14 protein-coding genes are annotated in these 17,532 nt (G+C 60.9%); 9 read left to right on the top strand and 5 right to left on the bottom strand.

Going from position 1 to position 17,532, the window contains the following annotated elements:
* Positions 1-196 precede the first annotated feature (196 nt).
* The 6 genes from HS101_03685 (at position 197) to HS101_03710 (ending at position 7,024) form a co-directional block, all read left to right on the top strand.
* Complete coding sequence (locus HS101_03685) at positions 197-1,015, top strand: hypothetical protein (protein MBE7505367.1); 819 nt, start codon at positions 197-199, stop codon at positions 1,013-1,015.
* On the top strand, positions 954-2,735 hold the full coding sequence (locus tag HS101_03690) for a hypothetical protein (protein MBE7505368.1): 1,782 nt from the start codon (positions 954-956) through the stop codon (positions 2,733-2,735). Before HS101_03685 ends, HS101_03690 begins: the two co-directional genes overlap by 62 nt.
* The gene (locus tag HS101_03695) at positions 2,732-3,988 is read left to right on the top strand and encodes a competence/damage-inducible protein A (GenBank protein ID MBE7505369.1); all 1,257 of its coding nucleotides are present in this window, start codon (positions 2,732-2,734) and stop codon (positions 3,986-3,988) included. The genes HS101_03690 and HS101_03695 overlap by 4 nt, the downstream gene beginning before the upstream one ends.
* A 51-nt stretch (positions 3,989-4,039) precedes the next feature.
* The gene (gatB, locus tag HS101_03700) at positions 4,040-5,527 is read left to right on the top strand and encodes an Asp-tRNA(Asn)/Glu-tRNA(Gln) amidotransferase subunit GatB (protein MBE7505370.1); all 1,488 of its coding nucleotides are present in this window, start codon (positions 4,040-4,042) and stop codon (positions 5,525-5,527) included.
* Positions 5,528-5,689: 162 nt separating this feature from the next.
* On the top strand, positions 5,690-6,172 hold the full coding sequence (locus HS101_03705) for a transposase (protein ID MBE7505371.1): 483 nt from the start codon (positions 5,690-5,692) through the stop codon (positions 6,170-6,172).
* 288 nt (positions 6,173-6,460) lie between these two features.
* Positions 6,461-7,024, top strand: coding sequence for a TIGR00725 family protein (locus HS101_03710; protein ID MBE7505372.1), 564 nt, complete (start codon positions 6,461-6,463; stop codon positions 7,022-7,024).
* Between the two features lie 219 nt (positions 7,025-7,243).
* On the opposite strand, the gene HS101_03715 is transcribed toward HS101_03710, so the two are convergent.
* Positions 7,244-7,501: a hypothetical protein gene (locus HS101_03715; GenBank protein ID MBE7505373.1), complete on the bottom strand. Its 258-nt coding sequence runs from the start codon at positions 7,499-7,501 to the stop codon at positions 7,244-7,246.
* 77 nt (positions 7,502-7,578) lie between these two features.
* Between HS101_03715 and HS101_03720 the strand changes: the two genes are divergently transcribed.
* Positions 7,579-8,175, top strand: a complete 597-nt coding sequence (locus HS101_03720) for a hypothetical protein (GenBank protein ID MBE7505374.1) — start codon at positions 7,579-7,581, stop codon at positions 8,173-8,175.
* Positions 8,165-8,764 carry a hypothetical protein gene (locus tag HS101_03725; protein ID MBE7505375.1) on the top strand — a complete coding sequence of 200 codons (600 nt, stop codon included), beginning with the start codon at positions 8,165-8,167 and terminating at the stop codon, positions 8,762-8,764. Before HS101_03720 ends, HS101_03725 begins: the two co-directional genes overlap by 11 nt.
* A 90-nt stretch (positions 8,765-8,854) precedes the next feature.
* Here HS101_03725 and HS101_03730 read toward each other — a convergent pair whose 3' ends face one another.
* From HS101_03730 to pilM, 4 genes are all read right to left on the bottom strand, one after another.
* A complete protein-coding gene (locus HS101_03730; GenBank protein ID MBE7505376.1) occupies positions 8,855-10,060 on the bottom strand; it encodes a YgeY family selenium metabolism-linked hydrolase in 1,206 nt (401 codons plus the stop codon).
* A gap of 133 nt (positions 10,061-10,193) precedes the next feature.
* Positions 10,194-11,870: a hypothetical protein gene (locus HS101_03735; protein MBE7505377.1), complete on the bottom strand. Its 1,677-nt coding sequence runs from the start codon at positions 11,868-11,870 to the stop codon at positions 10,194-10,196.
* A 34-nt stretch (positions 11,871-11,904) separates the two neighbouring features.
* Entirely contained in the window at positions 11,905-13,170 is a 1,266-nt protein-coding gene (locus HS101_03740) for a hypothetical protein (GenBank protein MBE7505378.1), read from the bottom strand.
* Positions 13,171-13,234: 64 nt separating this feature from the next.
* Entirely contained in the window at positions 13,235-15,409 is a 2,175-nt protein-coding gene (gene pilM, locus HS101_03745; GenBank protein MBE7505379.1) for a type IV pilus assembly protein PilM, read from the bottom strand.
* A 326-nt stretch (positions 15,410-15,735) separates the two neighbouring features.
* Between pilM and HS101_03750 the strand changes: the two genes are divergently transcribed.
* On the top strand, positions 15,736-17,469 hold the full coding sequence (locus HS101_03750; protein MBE7505380.1) for a sodium/solute symporter: 1,734 nt from the start codon (positions 15,736-15,738) through the stop codon (positions 17,467-17,469).
* The last annotated feature ends 63 nt before the right edge of the window (positions 17,470-17,532 follow it).

A 17,532-nucleotide genomic window follows, 5' to 3' on the forward strand; every position in this document is an offset into this window, starting at 1 on the left:
TTTCGTTATCGCCCCGCTTCGCTTGGCGCGCGGCGGCCGATAACGGACGATTTTCATTCAGTCGTTTGAATCTTTCGAGCCGCACTCCATAGAATCGCTGACGCGGTGGGCGATCCAGTTTGCCGCGAGGGGGACGTTGATGCTTCGCGGTTGGGCATTGCCGCGCGGTGCGACGCATTTACGGGGGGAACGAAATATGAATCGCAGGAATATCCATCTACTTGCCATGACCGGTCTCGTTGCGGCATCCTCGCTTGTCGGAGCGTCGGGCTGTCACCAGCCGGAGAAATGGTCGTACACCGGGCCGCGCGTTTACCTGATCGAGGGGACGCCGGACGAGGACTCCGACGGGCTCTATCGCGTCCGCGACGAGCTGCGCAAGCAGGAGATCAACGCCGAGGTCTATAGCCCGGACAACTGGCTGAAGATCGTCGTCGATATCGACAACGACTACGACGAGGAGGTCATTCTTGTCGGCCACGGTCACGGCGCGTTTCTGGCGACCCAGGTCGTCCGGCACTACGCTCAGCATCACAAGATGAAGCACATCGACGCGGTCTTCACGCTTGATGCCTATAACAAGGACTGGCCGCATAACGCCCAGGAGAAGGGCGACGAGGACCCGCACGTGCCGCCGATGAACACACCGGTCGGCCACAACGCCCTAAAGGTGCGCAACTACGTGCAGCGCGAGCCGGACAGCAGGCGCTGGGGCAGCGACATGGTCAGCACGCGGGCGTCGAATCTGGCGCCGGCTCATCCTTACTACTGGTATGACGACTACTGGGATCGCCGGCCGGTGACGGGCCAGCAGTTGTCGGTCGATGTGACAAGCCTCGGCGTACGTCACGAGACGATTGACAACGCGGATAAGATGGTGCAGCGTATCGTGCGGTTGTGCCGGAAGGCGGCGTTGTCGCCTTATCACTACACGCCGCCTGAGCACCACGTGGATGTCCCGCAAAAGCCGAGCAAAATCGGATCGCAGTCCGGACGCATGGTCGAAAGCCGCTAAGCGCGGCGCGGACACGGCTGCGGCGGGGTCGCAGCCTTCGATCGGATGGACAATTCTCTTCGCGGCACTGGCGCTGGTCGTCAGTGCCGTTTTTTTTGCGCAGCTCGTGAATCCGGCGGGCTTCCTGGCGGCGATCACGCAGGCGGACATGGCAAGACTGGAGCGGAACCAGGACGCAGGCGTCGCGCCGAACTGGGATACGCTGTTTGCGAGCCTGCGCGAGGAGCTGCGGCGTCAGCCGACGTCTCGGCGGCATGAGGCGGTGGCGAGGCTGATCGCAAAGCTGATCGACGTGGAGCGCGGAAAGGCGGATGCCGCAACAGCGTCGACGGAGGCCGATGCGCTTCTTGCTGAGGATGCCGACAATCTGCTTTCGCGGGTGGCATGCGCGGCCATCGGCGACGAGGCGGCTGCGGCCACAACGCGTGACGCGGTCGCGATAAAGGCGGATGCGCTGATCGCACGGTTTCAAACAATGGAGAAGGTCTTCGTTGGTGAGCGGCCCGCCAGGGAATCACGGCTCTACAACAAGGAATACGACGAGGCGTGGTTCGCCATCCTTCGCAAGGGTGTTTCAAGGCTGGATGTCGCGTCGAACCTCGCGAAGTACATCCGTCACTACGAGATTCGTGAGCACTACGCGGCGCTGCCGATGATCCAGCGGCGGCTAGGTACGCTGGCGGATGAACTCGACGCGGCGGGGCATAGCGATGAGGCCCGCAGGGTGCGGCGGTGGCTGGTGCAGCTCTTCGTGGGGCTGATGCGCTCAGAGCCGGACGCGGGGACGCGGCTCTTGTGTGCGGACATGCTTGGGCGCACGCTGGCAGGAAGCGAGCCGCAGCTTGCGGAGCGAATGGCGGCGCTGCGGCGCGAGTATCACGCGGCGGCGGATGCTGCGCCGGTTAATCTGACCGACCCGGCGAGGTCGCCGAGTTCCGTGCCATCACAATATCGCGACGTTGCTAAATTTGCCGCAATGGCGATGTTTTTCGCGGTAGCAGGCTTGGGGGCGTCGGTAATACTCCTGTTTGCGGCCTCGACGGCCCTCGTCGCGCGCATTTGGAAAACCGTTAGTCGTGGTCGAACGGGGGACGGCCCGTCGCGCTCGCAGTTGACGATGCGGAATTGGACTGTGCGATGGGCGCTGACAATAGCGTTATTCGCCGCCTTGACATGTGTATTGATCGTACTGTCACCGATGAGAGACGCGGCGATGTATTCCGAAGGCTGGGGTTATCACGCGCTCGCGTGTGCGCTGGCGACCGGGTCGATGATCGTCATCCTGCGAGCGGCATTTACCACGGTCCGTCCGGAGCGCGCACGCGAAGATCGAGCGCGATCAATCGCGGCGTGCTGTCTTGCAGTAATTCCCATCGCCCTCATTGTCTTGCCGCCGAAGTGGCTCGCCTGGTCGATACGCTGGGTAGATCTGTGGGTGCCGTCGATTATCCTCCTTTCCCTGTTCCTGTTTGTTGTGGTTTCCGCCGCGTATCGAGTCGTACACGTGCCGGCTCGATGGATGGCCGCGAGCGCTGTCGCAACGTGGATGATCGCTATGGTGTTTGCATATCCAACGTTATTGGCCCATGAGTACGCTGATTGGATGATTCAACACGCACAGCGCAATCTTCTCGAAGACGAGTTTGGCTTCCGCATGGGTGACTACTGGGAATCCCGATTTCTCACCGACATCGCCAAGGCCTATGATATCCCCTCGTGATGAAGGCTCAGATTCTTGCCATCGGGACCGAGCTTGCCATTGGGCAGGCGGTTGACACCAATTCGGCGTGGCTGGCTCAGCAGCTTGCCGCCATGGGGATACACACTTCGCGCCATGTCACCGTCACCGACAATCTGGCCGACATCACTGATGCCATTCGCGACGCCGCTGCGAATGCCGAACTCGTGCTTATCTCCGGCGGGCTGGGGCCGACGGCGGACGACCTGACGCGCGACGCGCTGGCCGCCGCCCTGGGCGTCGAACTCGTTCTCCATCCCGAGTGCCTCGAGCAGATTGCTGCGTACTTCGCGTCGCGCAGGCGCGAGATGCACGAGCGGAATCGCGTGCAGGCGATGATCCCTGCCGGGGCGACGCCGATTGAGAATCCGCGCGGCACCGCCCCGGGCATCCGGGCGAAGCTCGGGCGCGCGACTGTCTTCGTTATGCCGGGGGTGCCGAGCGAAATGAAGGCGATGTATGCGCGCGATGTACTACCGGCGATACGCACGATGGGCGGCGCGGGCGAGGTGATCGTGCAGCGCATCCTGCGGACCTTCGGCATGGCGGAGTCAGAACTCGGCGAGCGAATCTCCGACCTGATGGCGCGCGGGCGGAACCCGGCCGTGGGGACAAGCGCGGCGGACCTCATCATCTCCATCCGGATCAACGCGCACGGCAAGTCCACTGGCGAGGCGGCGGCCATGGCCGAGCGAGATGTCGCGGCGGTTCGCGAGCGGATCGGGACGTACGTCTTCGGCGAGGGCGATGATGAATTGCAGACAGCCGTCGGCCGCCTGCTCATCGATCAGGGCAAGACGATTTCCACGGCCGAGTCCTGCACCGGCGGGCTGGTCGCCAAGCGGCTGACGGATGTCTCGGGCTCGAGCGCGTATTTCATTCAGTCGTTCGTGACGTATTCCAACGAGGCGAAGTCGCGGCTGCTGGAAATTCCGCCGGAGCTTATCGCGTCAAACGGAGCGGTCAGCGAACCGGTCGCGAAGGCAATGGCGGAAAACTGCCGGCGACTGTCGGCTACGGACTACGCGCTGGCCGTCACCGGGATCGCCGGGCCAACGGGCGGCACGCCGGACAAGCCCGTTGGATTGGTCTTCGTGGCGCTGGCGACGGCGGAGCGAACGATTGTGCGTGAACTGCGGCTGGGCGAGACGATCACGCGCGAGGAGGTCCGCGACCGGTCGGCAAAAGCAGTGGTAAACCTGTTGCGGCTGGAATTGATGCATCAGTTAAGATAGTCGAATATCCTGCGTGACCTTGCAGGCAATGTTTCACGAACGAGGGACACCGTGACCATCCGCCCCATCATCGGTCTTGAGATTCATGTTCAACTCGCCACGCGCACGAAGATGTTCTGCCCGTGCGCGTTGGAGTTTGCCGCGGAGCCGAACAGCCGCGTTTGTCCGGTGTGTCTGGGGATGCCGGGGTCGCTGCCGGTGATGAACCGGACGGCGTACGAGCTGTCCGTGCGGGCGGCGACGGCGCTGAATTGCAAGATCGCCACCTTCACCAAGTGGGACCGCAAGAGCTACTACTACCCCGACATGCCGAAGAATTACCAGATCAGCCAGTACGACCTGCCGCTCTCGTCGGAGGGATGGTTTGAGGTCCCGGCGGCGGACGGCAACTCGCGGCGCGTGGGGATTATCCGCGCACATCTGGAAGAAGACGCGGGCAAGAATCTGCACGAGGGCCTGGCCTACACCCGCGTCGATCTGAACCGCGCCGGCACGCCGCTGCTGGAGATCGTCACGAAGCCGGACCTGGCGGATGCCGAGGAGGCCTACAACTTCTGCGTTGAGCTTCAGCGATTGGTGCAGTACCTGGGCATCAGCGAGGCGAACATGCAGAAAGGGCAGATGCGCTTCGAGCCGAATGTGAACGTGGCCATCACCGAGGGCGGCGTCGAATACCGCACGCCGATCAGCGAGATCAAGAACCTCAACAGCTTTCGCAGCGTGCGCGACGCCATCAAGTACGAAGTCGATCGCCAGGTGCGGGCATGGCAGGATGACCACGACTACACGCTGGCGAAGGTCGGCAAGCTGAACTTCGGCTGGGACGACGTGAAGCTGGTGACGGAGTTCCAGCGCGGCAAGGAGGAGTCGCACGACTATCGATACTTCCCCGACCCGGACCTGGTGCCGGTGACGGTGGAGGATGCGTGGATCAACGAAGTGCGCGAGAAGCTCGGCGAGCTTCCGCTTGCGAGGCAGCAGCGGTTCATGCGCGACTTCGGCATGACTGTGAAGGATTGCGAGGTGGTGCTGGCCGATCGCGCGACGGCCGACCTGTACGACGGGGCCATCGCCGCCGGGGCGGATGCGAAGATGCTCACCAAGCAGTTTCTCGGCGTGTGGAACAATTTGGCCAGCGCGCGCGGCCTGTCGATCAGCGGGCTCGGCGTCACCACGGGGATGATCGCCGATCTGGCGAAGGCGGTCGGCGGCGGGTCAGTCAGTGCCACGGCGGCAACACAGATTGCGGAAGAACTGGCAGGTGGGGCGAAGTCCGGCGAAAGCGTGATGGACATCGCCAAACGGCTCGGCCTCGTCCAGGAGCGCGACGAGGGTGCGACGCAGAAATGGGTCGACGAGGCCTTCGCCGCCAATGCCCAGGCGGTGGCCGATGCCCTCGGCGACAACGAACGCAAGTCCAAGGCCGCCCCCGGTTTCCTCCGCGGACAGGTCATGAAGATCTCACAGGGCAAGGCAGACCCGAAGATGGTGGGCGAGTTGATCGAGAAGAAGATCGCGGAATTGAAGAGTGCGAATTAGAGCAAACGGCTCGAGGGGCAGGAAGAAGAGACCATCATGACCGACCGACCGTCTGATATGAAGTTTCCCGCGACGAGGACCGGGCCGTCGATTCCCGCTGTAGCGCCACGATGAAATCCCACTGTAGCGCCGCCCCTTGTGGGTGGCGAGGAGCGCCGATCGATGGATGGGCCACATCCGTATCGCATGTGGAGCCGTAGTCGCTCGGTGCGACTGCCCGGCTACGACTATCGGGAGCATGCTCCGTACCACATCACGATCTGCGCGATACCGGGGAGCCGACCATTCGATGACGAACATCGGGCCGAGATGGTCTGCCGCACTCTGCGAGAATACTCTGAGTCACTCCGATTCTACCTTGCCGCATATTGTCTGATGCCTGACCACATGCACGTTCTCCTGTCTCCCGCGGGTTCAGGGTTATCCGTCGGGCAGTTCATCGGCCGGTTCAAGGGCAAGACCACAAACGAAAGCTGGAAGCTCGATTGGCGGGGGCCGTTGTGGCAGCCGCGTTTTCACGATCACATCGTGCGTCGGGATGAGAGTATTCGCGACACAGCGCGATACATCATCGAGAATGCACTAAAAGCGGGGTTCGGTGAGGCATATCCTCATCGATGGGCGGACCCGGACGTGTTACGATGACCTCTTCGCCACCCACAAGGGGTGGCGCTACAGTGAGGTTTCAGTGCGTTGCCACGGTGAGGTTTCAGTGCGTTGCCACGGTGAGATTCCAGAACGGCGCTACGGTGAGGTTTCAGTGCAGCGCTACGGTGAGGTATTCGGCGCGGCGCTACGGTGAGGTATTCGGCGCGGCGATGCGGTAAGGATTCCGGCGCGGCGTTGCTATGAGGCCTCTGGCGAAGCGGTATAGTGAGGTTTTCGGCGCGGCCCTACGTTTGGTGCCCTCAATCGTTCGACGTGGAGCAAAGTATGACCGACCGACCGTCTGATATGAAGTTTCCCGCGACGAGGACCGGGCCGTCTATTCGGCGGCTGCAGGTCGGCATCATTGGTTCGAGCGAGGCCGATGAGGCGATGATGCGGCTGGCCGAAGGGGCGGGGCGCGTCGTGGCGAAGCTCGGCGCGGCGCTGGTCACCGGCGGGCGCGACGGCATCATGTCGGCCGCGTCGAAGGCCTGCGCCGAGGCCGGCGGCATCGTGATTGCGGTGATTCCCGGCACGGGCATGGAGGAGGCCAACAGTCATTGCCACTACGTCATCCCGACGGGCCTGGGCTGGGCGCGGAACGTGATCACGGCGATTGCAGGCGACGTGATGATCGTCATCGGCGGCGCAGCGGGCACGCTCAGCGAAATCGCCTACGCATGGATGTACGACCGGCCGATCATCGCCCTGTCGGAAAGCGGCGGCTGGGCCAAGCGCCTCGCGGGAGAAAGCATCGACCACCGCCGGGAGGACACCATCGTCGATTGCCGAAGCGTCGAGCAATTGGAGGCGGTGCTGCGCGAGCTAATGCCGAAGTTGCGGCGGTAGCGCACACAAGGGAACGGGCCGGGCCTTATGCACTCCATAGAACAGGCGGAGCAGGGCAGTGCGATCTCCGATTCGGATCATTTCGCCTTTCCCGGCCCGGAGAATGCGCAGTTTCTCGTGCGGATTGATTCCAAGGAAAGTGGGAGGATCATTCACGCGGTCTGGGGGAGGGTCGCGCGTCCGGAGATTCCACCGGCGTTTCGCGAGTGGATTCGCAATTCAAGCCATCCGATCGAGTTCTCTTTCAGATTCTGGCACTTCGGGGTGCGATTGATTGTGTCTCTTGTCTTCTTGATATTTGCGGTTGCGATGCATGCAAACGGCCAGATCTTGGGTTCTTTCTGGGTCGTCTATGCGATATTCGTTTTGTTGCTGCTGAGCCCGAAGTTCACGGCGCGACGAGTTAAGATGCGATTTGCTCGCATCGTGCTCGAAAATAAAGGCCGCGTATGCCAGAACTGCGGTTTCCTGCTTCATGGGCTCCCGGATCGTCATGAATGCCCGGAGTGCGGCAATGAGTACGATGTGAAATCGCTGCGGGATTCATGGCTTCGATGGATGAAGAGCGAATGACCAACGACGGGCAGGGCGGCGAATCGATCTCGGCGGGCTCGTTTCCGTCGCCGGACGACGTGCACGTGATTGTCAGAAAGAATAATAATGAATTGCGCATCTTAATGGGCTCCAGTTTCTGGTCGGAAGAAGAAGGCACAGGCGTTCCTCGCCCACTTTGGAATTGGTTTCGAGAATCTCGATTGCCCGCCGCTTATTTCTTACGATTCGGGCATGTATTTCAGATCGCGGCCGGCCTGTCCTTCATCCTCGGAACCTTCCTGTCTATTAGTTCAGCGGGGCAAGGCACCTCCGGATGGATTTCAATAGCAAATTTAGGATTCGGTATTGCGTTTTTTGTAGTTCCGTCAATTTCCGGTCGCCGCGTTCGGATTCACTTCGCCAAATATCTTGCTGAACACGCCGGTCTGGTATGCCCGGATTGCGGTTATCTGCTTCACGGATTGCCACCAAAGCATGTATGTCCCGAGTGTGGCAGAAAGTACTCAATAGTCAGTGTGCGTCAATACTGGCTCAGGTGGATGGCGACCCGAAGTCTGCGGTATCCTTCCTCTAGCGATCTAACTCGTGGAAAATAGCTCCACATCGATCGATCCCGAGCAGCAGAAGCCGACGCCGGAGGACCTCGCGGCGTTCTTCGCTTCAAAGCCGGACCTGCGTTCGTTCGTCCGCTCGGCGGCGCAGGATCACGTGCGATTGGCGCTGCGTTCCTTCACGGGCCGACGACCTAAGAACCTGCCGGGGGCTTATTGGCTGTTCCTGACGGACTCGAAGGCGCCCATCGTCATTCTCTTTCGCTGGTGGTCGGTGCTGCTCCTCGTGCTCATCGCGACGCAGCTTGGGTTCATGGCGCTGGCTCTGGCCATCGGCTGGCGATCGATCATGGGCGACATCATGAATCTGCTGCCGGTGCTCGTTCTGGTCGGGAATCCCTACTTCATCGGCGGCCGGGTGAAGGTGCGATTTGCTCGGGAACTGTTCGAGCACGAGGGACGCATGTGCCTGGATTGCGGCTACCTGCTCGAAGGGCTGCCCGATGAGCATACTTGCCCCGAGTGCGGGGAGGCGTATGAGATCGCCGCTTTGCGCGCGGCGTGGCTGCATTGGCTGACGGAGACGTGGCCGGAGGAAGAGGAGGAGACCGACTCAATTGTCAGGTTGCCGTAGGCCCTGGGCACTCGTGATTCCAGACGAGTTTGGGGCGGCCGGAACCCAGCCTGCAGACGCAACGATTCCCGGTCTGACATCGCGAAGCTACTATTTCAATCCGCAATAGAGTTGCGGGAACGCCGCGTAGAAGGCTGCGCAGTCGACCAGGTGCTTGATCGGCACGCTGTCGTTGACGGTGTGGGCGACGGCCTCGGGGGCCGGGCCGAAGCCGACGCAGGGGATGCCGAACATGCCGTTGATGCTGACGGCGTTGGTGCTGAAATTCCACCGGCCGACCTTGGGCGTCTTGCCCCAGAGCTTCTTGTAAGTCTCTACGGCGGCCTGCACGGGCTTTGACTTCTCCGGCATGACCCAGGTGGGGAAATACTTTTCCGTCGGATAGACGAGGCCGGTGTAGCTGCGCTCGGCGTACATCGGAATCTCAACCTTGGCCGAGACGCCGGCGCGCTTGACCGCATCCTTTACCTGTTTGACGGCGAGTTCCTTCGATTCGCCGGTGGTAAGGCGGCGGTCGAGATGGATATACGCATGGGCGGGCACGGCGTTGAGGCTGGGCGTCTTGCACTCCCAGTACGTCGTGGTGATCGTCCCTTTGCCGAGGAACTTGTCATTGGCCAGCTTCGCGTTGAGCTTCTCGATCTCGCTAACGATCTTTGTCATCTTGTAGATGGCGTTATCGCCGAGGTGCGGCATCGAGCCGTGGCACGACTTGCCGGTGACGGTGACGCCGATCTCCATTCGACCGCGCTGGCCGCGAAGAATCTGGCAGTCCGTTGAGTCGGTCACAACGACAACGTCGGGACGCAAGCCGTCTTCCTGGACGATGTACTGCCAGCAGAGGCCGTCGCAGTCCTCTTCCATGACCGTGCAAACGACGTAGAGGGAGAACTCATCGAGCGGGAGCTTGAGGTCGCGCATGATCTTCGCGGAATAGACCATCGCGGGAATCGCGCCTTCCTGATCGCCCGCGCCGCGGCCCCAGACCTTGCCCCCGGCGACCTTGCCCTTGTAAGGGTCGTGCTTCCATTCCTTCGGATTACCGACGCCGACGGTGTCGACGTGGGCGTCGATGGCGATGATCTTCTTTCCGCGGCCGATGCGGCCGAAGATGTTGCCCATCGGGTCGGTCCAGACACGGTCGAAGGCCTTCGTGGCCTGCATTTCCTTCTTGATGCGGGCGATGACCGGGCCTTCCTTGCTGCTTTCGCTGGGAATGGCGACAAGGTCGCGCAGGAAAGAAACCATTTTCGATTCGTAGTGCTTGGCGCGAGCGGTGACTTTCTTGAAATCCATGCTGGTCCGTCATCCTTATTGCAGTGAAGTCATCAGGCCCCCCGCAACGTTGATGCGCGGCGGAAGCGTTCAGTCAATTCTCAATGGTAGCGTAATGAAAACGGCCGATTTGCGGAAGCGCCAACGCGGGCGGCTATTTCGATGCGCTGCGGCGGCCGATCAACTTCTCGTAGTTCGGGTCGCGCCGGTCGATTGAAAGAATGCGCTCCTGAAGGCTGCCGTCCGCGGGGTCCATGAAGACAACGGACACGTCCTTTTTGCCGTCGATGAGTCGGCTGAAGTCGATGTCGATACAGACCATGCCGGTCGAGAAGTCGCCCTTGCTGCCGCGGCGCTCCTTGCGACCGATTTCCTCGCCGACGCTCACGCGGTAATCCTTCTTGTCGATCGTACCCCTGCGCGTCGTCTTGAAGACCGTGAAGGTCACGTTGCCCTTCTTGGAGTCCGCCTTGGTCAGATAGAAGTAGGTATCGCTCACGATCTCGACCGGGCGAGACTCGGGCGACCAATCCGAAGAAACGGTGAGGGCCTTGGCGTCTTCGAGATTCGCCAGCTCCGCGGGATTGCCGGCGTAAACGTTGAGAATCTCATATTTCATGCGATAGACGTAAGTGTGGCCGGGCATGGCCTCGATATCGTGAGCGACGATCGGCATCATGCGATCGGCCGGTCTCGGGTTTGAGTTCACAAGGTCCCGGCGATCCTTCGGCATCTTTCTAATGATCTGATCGAGGAGCTTTTTGGCCTCGCTGGTGACTTTGTCGGGGGCGCTGAGGGTTCCGGCGGCGGCGCGGGCCAGCACGAAGGCGGCGTCGAGATCTTCTTTTTCGAAGGGCCGTTTGCCATCCCGTGCGGCCCTGGCGCGATCGATCCAGGCCTTGGCGCGGCGCTCGGCTTCGCGCGTCACTTCGCTCGGAGGCATGACCTCCTCATTCTTGGGCGGCTCATCCAGAAACGGCACCAGTGGAAGCTTGGCCGACTTGCTCGGCAGCGGCGGTCGGGCAATGGCTTCGGCGCCCGCGGCGATCAGTCGGCGAAACTCGTCGAAGCCCTCGAACTTGAAAGAGCGAGCGGATTTGACGGTCAACTTCGGTTTGGCGAGCGACTGAAACGGCAGATACGTATTAACGTCTTCCCAACCGCGCCGAGGATCGTTCAGATCGCGCCGCTGCAATCGCACCTCGACGATTTCCAGGTAGGAACCGTCGGGATATTTCTCGGTTCGGAAATTCGCATCCTGCTTGACCAGGTCCAACTGCGCCGCGACCGAAACGTACGGCCTGCGCACCTTGGTCACGTCGCGGCCCCCGCTCGAGCGAGGGTCCCACTGCGCCAGTGTCGGCTTATTCGCAGGTATTTCCAGGTCCGCCGTGTCGCTGACGACGATCGGAATATCAGGCGCGACGATTTGAGCCAGCGCGCGCTGTCCCTCGCCGGATTCGCCGGCGACACTGATAAAGGTCGGCGGAAATGGCTGGGTTCGCTCCAGCACCGGGGGAACGCCGGCAATCTTGAGCAGACCCTCGGCCGATTGGCCGTACCATTTCTTCAGGATTTCCACGGGGTCCTTGGCGGGATCCTTTTGGCCGGCCGTTGATGCGGCCGAAGGCTTGGCGCCAAGGATTGCCTGGCGAGCCTGATCGCCGGCAGTGCCGACTCGCTGACACAGCTCGTTCGGCCCAAGGTCGTTGACGGCGAATCGTCCGCCGCCCAGAGAGAACACCGCCGCGCCGATCACGAGAAGCGCGCAGAGGCCGATCGTCAGCTTCTCAGCGTGAAGGTCGAAGAATCCGGCGTTTTTCCTCGCCACTGGGCGGTCTCCTCTTTCGGTCCACTGTCAGCGATCAGTTATCGGTTGGATCCCGGGCGTCCGGGTTCTTCAGGATGTCCTTAAGCGCCTTGGGAATCCACTGCTCGAATACCTTACGGAAGTAATATCCCTCGATCTCGATCACGACGCTTAGCACCGGGTCATCCCCGTACACGTAGTCGTCCTGGATCGGGTTCGGCTTGACGATTTCATATTTCACGTTGTAAGGCGTGTAGAATCCGACCCGGCAGATCTCTTCCATCAACTTCGGCAGCGCTGCCTCTTCTATGATGAGCTCCAGCGCGATCGGAACCATGAACCGGCGGTCGTCATTATTGATAGTCGTGAACGATCCCGTAAATGAAATGGGATTCGATCCGCCGCCTTTGCCGAGCCGATTTTCGATGGTCATCTTTCGCAGCCGCTTCACCGGCATGTGGGCGACCCAGGCTTGATCGGGGTTGCCCGCCTTCTTCAGTTCCTCCGCGCGGGCTTCATTACACCGGGCCATCGCCGCGACCATGTCCTGCTGAATCCACAGCGACATCTGGGCCTGCCAGATGTCGATCGCCGTCGGCACATCGGTCTTCTGCAAGATGATGTGTTTTCCAAACGCGCCATTGTCCACGTACATGTAGATCGATCGGGCGATGTCTTCGGCCAGCCGCGTGCGCGGGTATTGACGAATCACTTCGGGCCGCGGGAGATTTTTCTTGGTGACCTCCTCGGATTTTGCCTGCTGCTTGCGCGGTCCCCAGGGACGCCAGGTGCTTCCTGATGTCGTCCCCTGCTGGAGGGCGAACCACCGTTCAAAATAGTCGCTCACCTCTTCCGCGGTCGCCTTATCCCGGGCCCGGAGGCGATGGGTCAATTGGGCAAACGCCGTTTCGTAGGCAGTGCGGAAGCTGATGGCGTCGGCGTTGCTTCCCGGTTCGGGAAGGACGATGGCGCTGGGATACTCGTCAGATGGAAGGAGCGGCTTTCGCGGAAAGGTAATAATCTTGCCGTCGGAATCGATGCGCTCAAAAAACGGGTTTGTGCTCTGCAAGTTGAGCGCCGCGTTCATCGATGCTTCAAATTCAGCGTTGGCCTGCTCGATCGCTTTCTTCTTGGCCTCGATGATCGACATGTTCGCCGGACTTCGGCCGGCGGCTTCAACGGCATTACGGAGTCGATCGACTGCCGCCATCCGATCAGACACCTCGGAACCGCCCATGTATGCCCATGCGCCCATTCCAACGGACAACAGGCAGACCAGTGCGAAGGTGATGATGCGCCAGTATTGCTTCAAAATGGCCATTGATGGTTACTTCCGTTACCTGTCGGCCGTACGAGTGCCGATCCTCTCTAACAAAGCCGCCTAACTACCCGCGTTTGGCCTCAGGCGCTTTTTCATCCGCCTTGGGCTTGAACTCTTCGGGAATCAGGTTTGCCGGCGTATCGCTCTTGCGAATGATGATCTCCAGCACAAATCGCTGATCAGTGGCGATCGGTTCACCCGTAAGCGGATCCTCTGATTTGTACTTCTCGCGCAGGCGATTGACCTGCGTGCTGATGTCGCCGCCGCCTGAAGGCTCGTCAACCAGGCCGCCGCCGCCGAATCCCGGCGTCGAACCGCCGCGCCCCCCACGGCCACCGGTGCTTCGATCATCACCGCCGCGTGCCGGCGGCCTTCCGCCGCCGCGCCCGCGTCCGCCGCGAGAGTCATCTTCGGGCGGAGTGAAGGCATCAAAGCTTGAGGCTGAGCTGGTCTTCTTGCGCTCCATCACCGTGGCAAGGGTCGCCTTATCGAGATAAATGGCGCGGGATGGCATGCGACCGACTCGCTCCAGCGATTTGATGAGCCGGTTGTCGATCCACTTGGCCGGCTGCGCCATGGTCGTTCCGCCTTCGATGCGAATCGCCCAGCCGTCGCGCCCGCGACCCGGTGTTCCCTGGCCGGTGAAGACGGCCTCCGGGTCCTGAGGGTGATAGACCATGTCGAGCTTTTCGATCCAGATGTCCTCGCGGTCCTCGCGACTGGTCGACTTCGCGGCTGCGAGGAACTCCCGCGGAGATTTCGCGTTTCGAAACTCCGGAACCTGCGCCTCGGCAAACCCGCGATGAATAATTTCCAACACGCGGGGAAGATAAATGTTGTTCTCCGGCAGCGTGGACATCGCCACCAGGGTCGATCGGTCGCCCACCTTCAGCCGCTCAACGTCGCTGAGCTTGCTGGAGAAATACTGCGCCGCGCCGGCAATCTTGGCGGCACGCTCAACCGGCGCTTCGCTCACGGCGCTATTCAATATCTGCTCGGCCTGCTGCGTCGTACTAACGGGCATGACGGCGATGTTGGTCAGATTCCCGAGACCCGCCTGTAGTTGGTTGTTGGCCAGCACATTTCCGACCCATACGGAGCCGCCGGCAAGAGCCAGGCATGCGGCCGATGCCGCGAACCACGGCCGCTTCTTCCGCCACAGAATCGTGCGCTGAACCTCAAGCGGCAAAAGGCTCGACGTAACTTTTGCCAGCCCCAACCCCTGAAGGGCAAGTCCGTAAACGCCGGGGAAGCTGAGAATGTTTTCCGCGAAGGCGGGAGATTGCTCTTGCCCGCCCGTGATCAGTTTGCTGAAACCGGAAAAGCGATCGACCTCGAGTTGAAGATTCTGCTGAAGAAATTTCTGGAGGCCGGGTAGTTTGAAGGCGTTGCCCATGCCGATGACGCGGCCGATCCGCGCATCGCGGTGTGTCGAGGTGTAATAGCCGACCGATCGCTGAACTTCAGAGACGAGATCGGCGAAGACCGGCCGCATGGCCTGGAAAACCTGCCGGGCATACTTGGAAGTCGCGGCCGTCCGCTTAAGTTTTTCCGCCTTCTTGAAGGATATCTTGAACGCGGTCACCAGCGACTCGGTAAATCGGTTGCCGCCGATCGGAATCGGTCGCGACCAGATTCGGTTGCCCTCCATGACAATCAGGTCGGTGGCCAGCGCGCCCATGTCGAGAATGACGATCGACTCCTTCATCTCTTCGGGCTGCTCGGAACGAGCGGCGTTGTAGGCGGCCATCGGACCGGTCTGAACGATAAACGGCTCGATGCCCAGTTGCGTGAAGAGGATCAGGTAGTTTCGGATTAGTTCCTTGCGAATGGCGAAAATGCCGACCTCGACATCGGGCGAATCCTTCTCTACAAAAACCTGGTAGTCCCAGACGACTTCGTCAATGTCGAACGGGATCTGCTGACTGGCCTCGTACTGGACCATGTCCGGTATTTTCTTGGGCTCAACCGGCGGCATCTTGGTGAATCGGGTCAGGGTCTGCTGGCCTGGCACCGAGACGACCACGCGGCTGTCGGAGATGTTGTTTCGCGAGAGAAAGGTCTTGAGCGAATCGGTAATGAGCTGGGTCGAGTCGCCCTCGCCTTCCGAAAGGATGTTGGCGTGCTCGACGACGTCGAAGCCGAGCATCTCCACCTGCTCGCCCGACTGCTGGAGCTTGATGGCCTTCAACATGCACTGGCCGACGTCAATTCCCCATACTGCTTGTTTCGAGGCCATGAGACGCTCCTGCCATTTGGCATCATGCCGACAGGCAAATGTGCCGGTGGGGGCGAACCTTTTGCAATCCTATCGCAGGCATCCGCTCGGTATCGAGTTCTGACTTCCTTGCTCGCTGAATTCCCAGGCTTGCGTGCCGGATGGCGGGACCGTTCGTGGCTTTGTGGCCGCGGCCAACCGGTTCAGGTGGGCGGGGTTGCCTACATCTATACTCTATATGAGCACGGGAACGCAGTCAACGATTTGAGCGTCGTTCTCGGACGCACGCACGCCCGGCGGCACTCAAGCCGCTCGCAAACGCAGCGCCGCTGGGCCATACTCCCGCGATGCCCGAACTGACCCTCGCGGAAGCCGTTCCGACATTTCATTGGGCCGATTGGGGCGTCGTCGGCCTGTATCTAGTTCTGACGACGGTTCTCGGCGCGAAGCTCGCCGGTCGCCAGGCCACGGTCCGCGATTTTTTTCTCGGCGGCCGCAAACTCCCATGGTGGGCCATCTGTGGATCGACGATCGCCACCGAGATTTCGACGGCGACTTTCGTGGCCGTGCCCGCGGTCAGTTTCGCCGCCGGCGGAAATCTCACCTATCTCCAATTGGCAATCGGCAGCATCATTGCCCGTATCATCGTCGCCCTCTATTTCGTCCCCAAATACTTCGAAAAGGAAATCTACAGCCCTTACGACTACGCCGGCTACCGCTTAGGCGCCCGCGTCAAAAAGGCGACGACGGCTTTGTTCATGATCGGAGCCGTGCTCGGGCAAGGCGCAAGGCTGTACACCAGCGGATTCGTCCTCAGCACCGTCGCGGGCGTCGACCTGATCACCGCCGTCTGGCTCATGGGGATTTTCTCGGTGCTGTGGGCCATGATCGGCGGAATCACGATGGTCATCTGGACCGACGTGATTCAGTTCTTCGTGCTCCTACTCGGTGCGATGGCCGTCCTGTGGTATTCGTTTTCGAGCGTACCGGCGAGTTGGGGGGACATGCTTCAAATCGCCCAGGATGCTGATAAGTTCCGGCTCTTTGATTTCTCGTTCGACATGAGTTTGAACTACACCTTCTGGGTGGGAATTCTCTGCACGCCCTTCATCAATCTCGCCGCCTTCGGAACCGATCAGGTCATGACGCAGCGGATGTTCTGCTGCCGCAATCAACGCGACGCGGCAAAGGCGACCATCGTCAGCAGCGTCAGTATCTTCATCGCCCTGCTGATGCTGCTGGTCGGCGTCGCCCTGTACGTCTATTTTCGATTCCTTCCTTTTACCCCCGAGGAAGCGGCGCTGTTCGACGAACGCAAGACCTACCTCCTGCCGATCTTCATCGTTCGCGCGCTGCCCATGGGCATTCGCGGTCTCGTGGTCGCTGCGATCTTTGCCGCCGCCGTGTCGACGCTTGAATCCGCCCTGGCGGCCCTCGCCCAGACCACGTCCAGTCCACTGCTCAAGCGAATCGCCCCTCCCAAGAAGAAGGGCAGAAAATCTCGCAAGTCCGCCTTCTGGCAGAGCGAGGTCGCTGTCTCAAAGATGCTTGTCTTCGGTTGGGGAGTCGTCCTCTGCATCATGGCCTCTGCATGTCGCCTCTTGGAGAGTCGATTTGAGAATACAATTGACCTCGTTCTCGCCATGTCCGGTTACACCATGGGGCCGCTGCTTGGAATCTTTCTTCTCGCTATGCTTTCCAAACCGCCGAGCGACGCCGGCCTTCCCTGGGCCGTGCCCCTCGCCGTCCTTGGTGTATTCGGAATGCTTCAACATGACTGGAACATCCCCCTGCTGGGCGGAGCGTCCGCCGATCTGACCGACTGGATCGTTTGGGGCGGGTGTCTCGCGGCACTGGTCCTCGCTTTGAAGCACTTGCATGGGGATGTTCTCAAAGTCGGTGCGATTGCCGCAGCCGTCATCGTCATTGTGCTCCTTCACGCTTGGAACCTCGGGCTCGATGGGGAGGGAAGTACCAAATACCCCTCCTATACCTGGAGCTATGCAGTCGGTCCTCTCATCACCATGGGTCTGGGGTACGTCCTGGGAGGTCGAAAGTCCGCCACCCCCCAAAAGGCGTGATCAACCCCTTGCTCGGATTCCCTCAAGACAGGCAAACCGCATACTCCCCTGCCCATAACGCTC

The sequence above is a fragment of the Planctomycetia bacterium genome (assembly GCA_015075745.1).
Lineage (GTDB): Bacteria > Planctomycetota > Phycisphaerae > UBA1845 > UTPLA1 > UTPLA1.

Coding starts and splice junctions, on each gene's coding strand:
- HS101_03685 (MBE7505367.1), top strand. CDS start 197: ATGAATCGCAGGAATATCCATCTACTTGCCATGACCGGTCTCGTTGCG.
- HS101_03690 (MBE7505368.1), top strand. CDS start 954: ATGTCCCGCAAAAGCCGAGCAAAATCGGATCGCAGTCCGGACGCATGG.
- HS101_03705 (MBE7505371.1), top strand. CDS start 5,690: ATGGATGGGCCACATCCGTATCGCATGTGGAGCCGTAGTCGCTCGGTG.
- HS101_03710 (MBE7505372.1), top strand. CDS start 6,461: ATGACCGACCGACCGTCTGATATGAAGTTTCCCGCGACGAGGACCGGG.
- HS101_03715 (MBE7505373.1), bottom strand. CDS start 7,501: ATGAAGCAGGAAACCGCAGTTCTGGCATACGCGGCCTTTATTTTCGAG.
- HS101_03720 (MBE7505374.1), top strand. CDS start 7,579: ATGGATGAAGAGCGAATGACCAACGACGGGCAGGGCGGCGAATCGATC.
- HS101_03730 (MBE7505376.1), bottom strand. CDS start 10,060: ATGGATTTCAAGAAAGTCACCGCTCGCGCCAAGCACTACGAATCGAAA.
- HS101_03740 (MBE7505378.1), bottom strand. CDS start 13,170: ATGGCCATTTTGAAGCAATACTGGCGCATCATCACCTTCGCACTGGTC.
- pilM (MBE7505379.1), bottom strand. CDS start 15,409: ATGGCCTCGAAACAAGCAGTATGGGGAATTGACGTCGGCCAGTGCATG.
- HS101_03750 (MBE7505380.1), top strand. CDS start 15,736: ATGCCCGAACTGACCCTCGCGGAAGCCGTTCCGACATTTCATTGGGCC.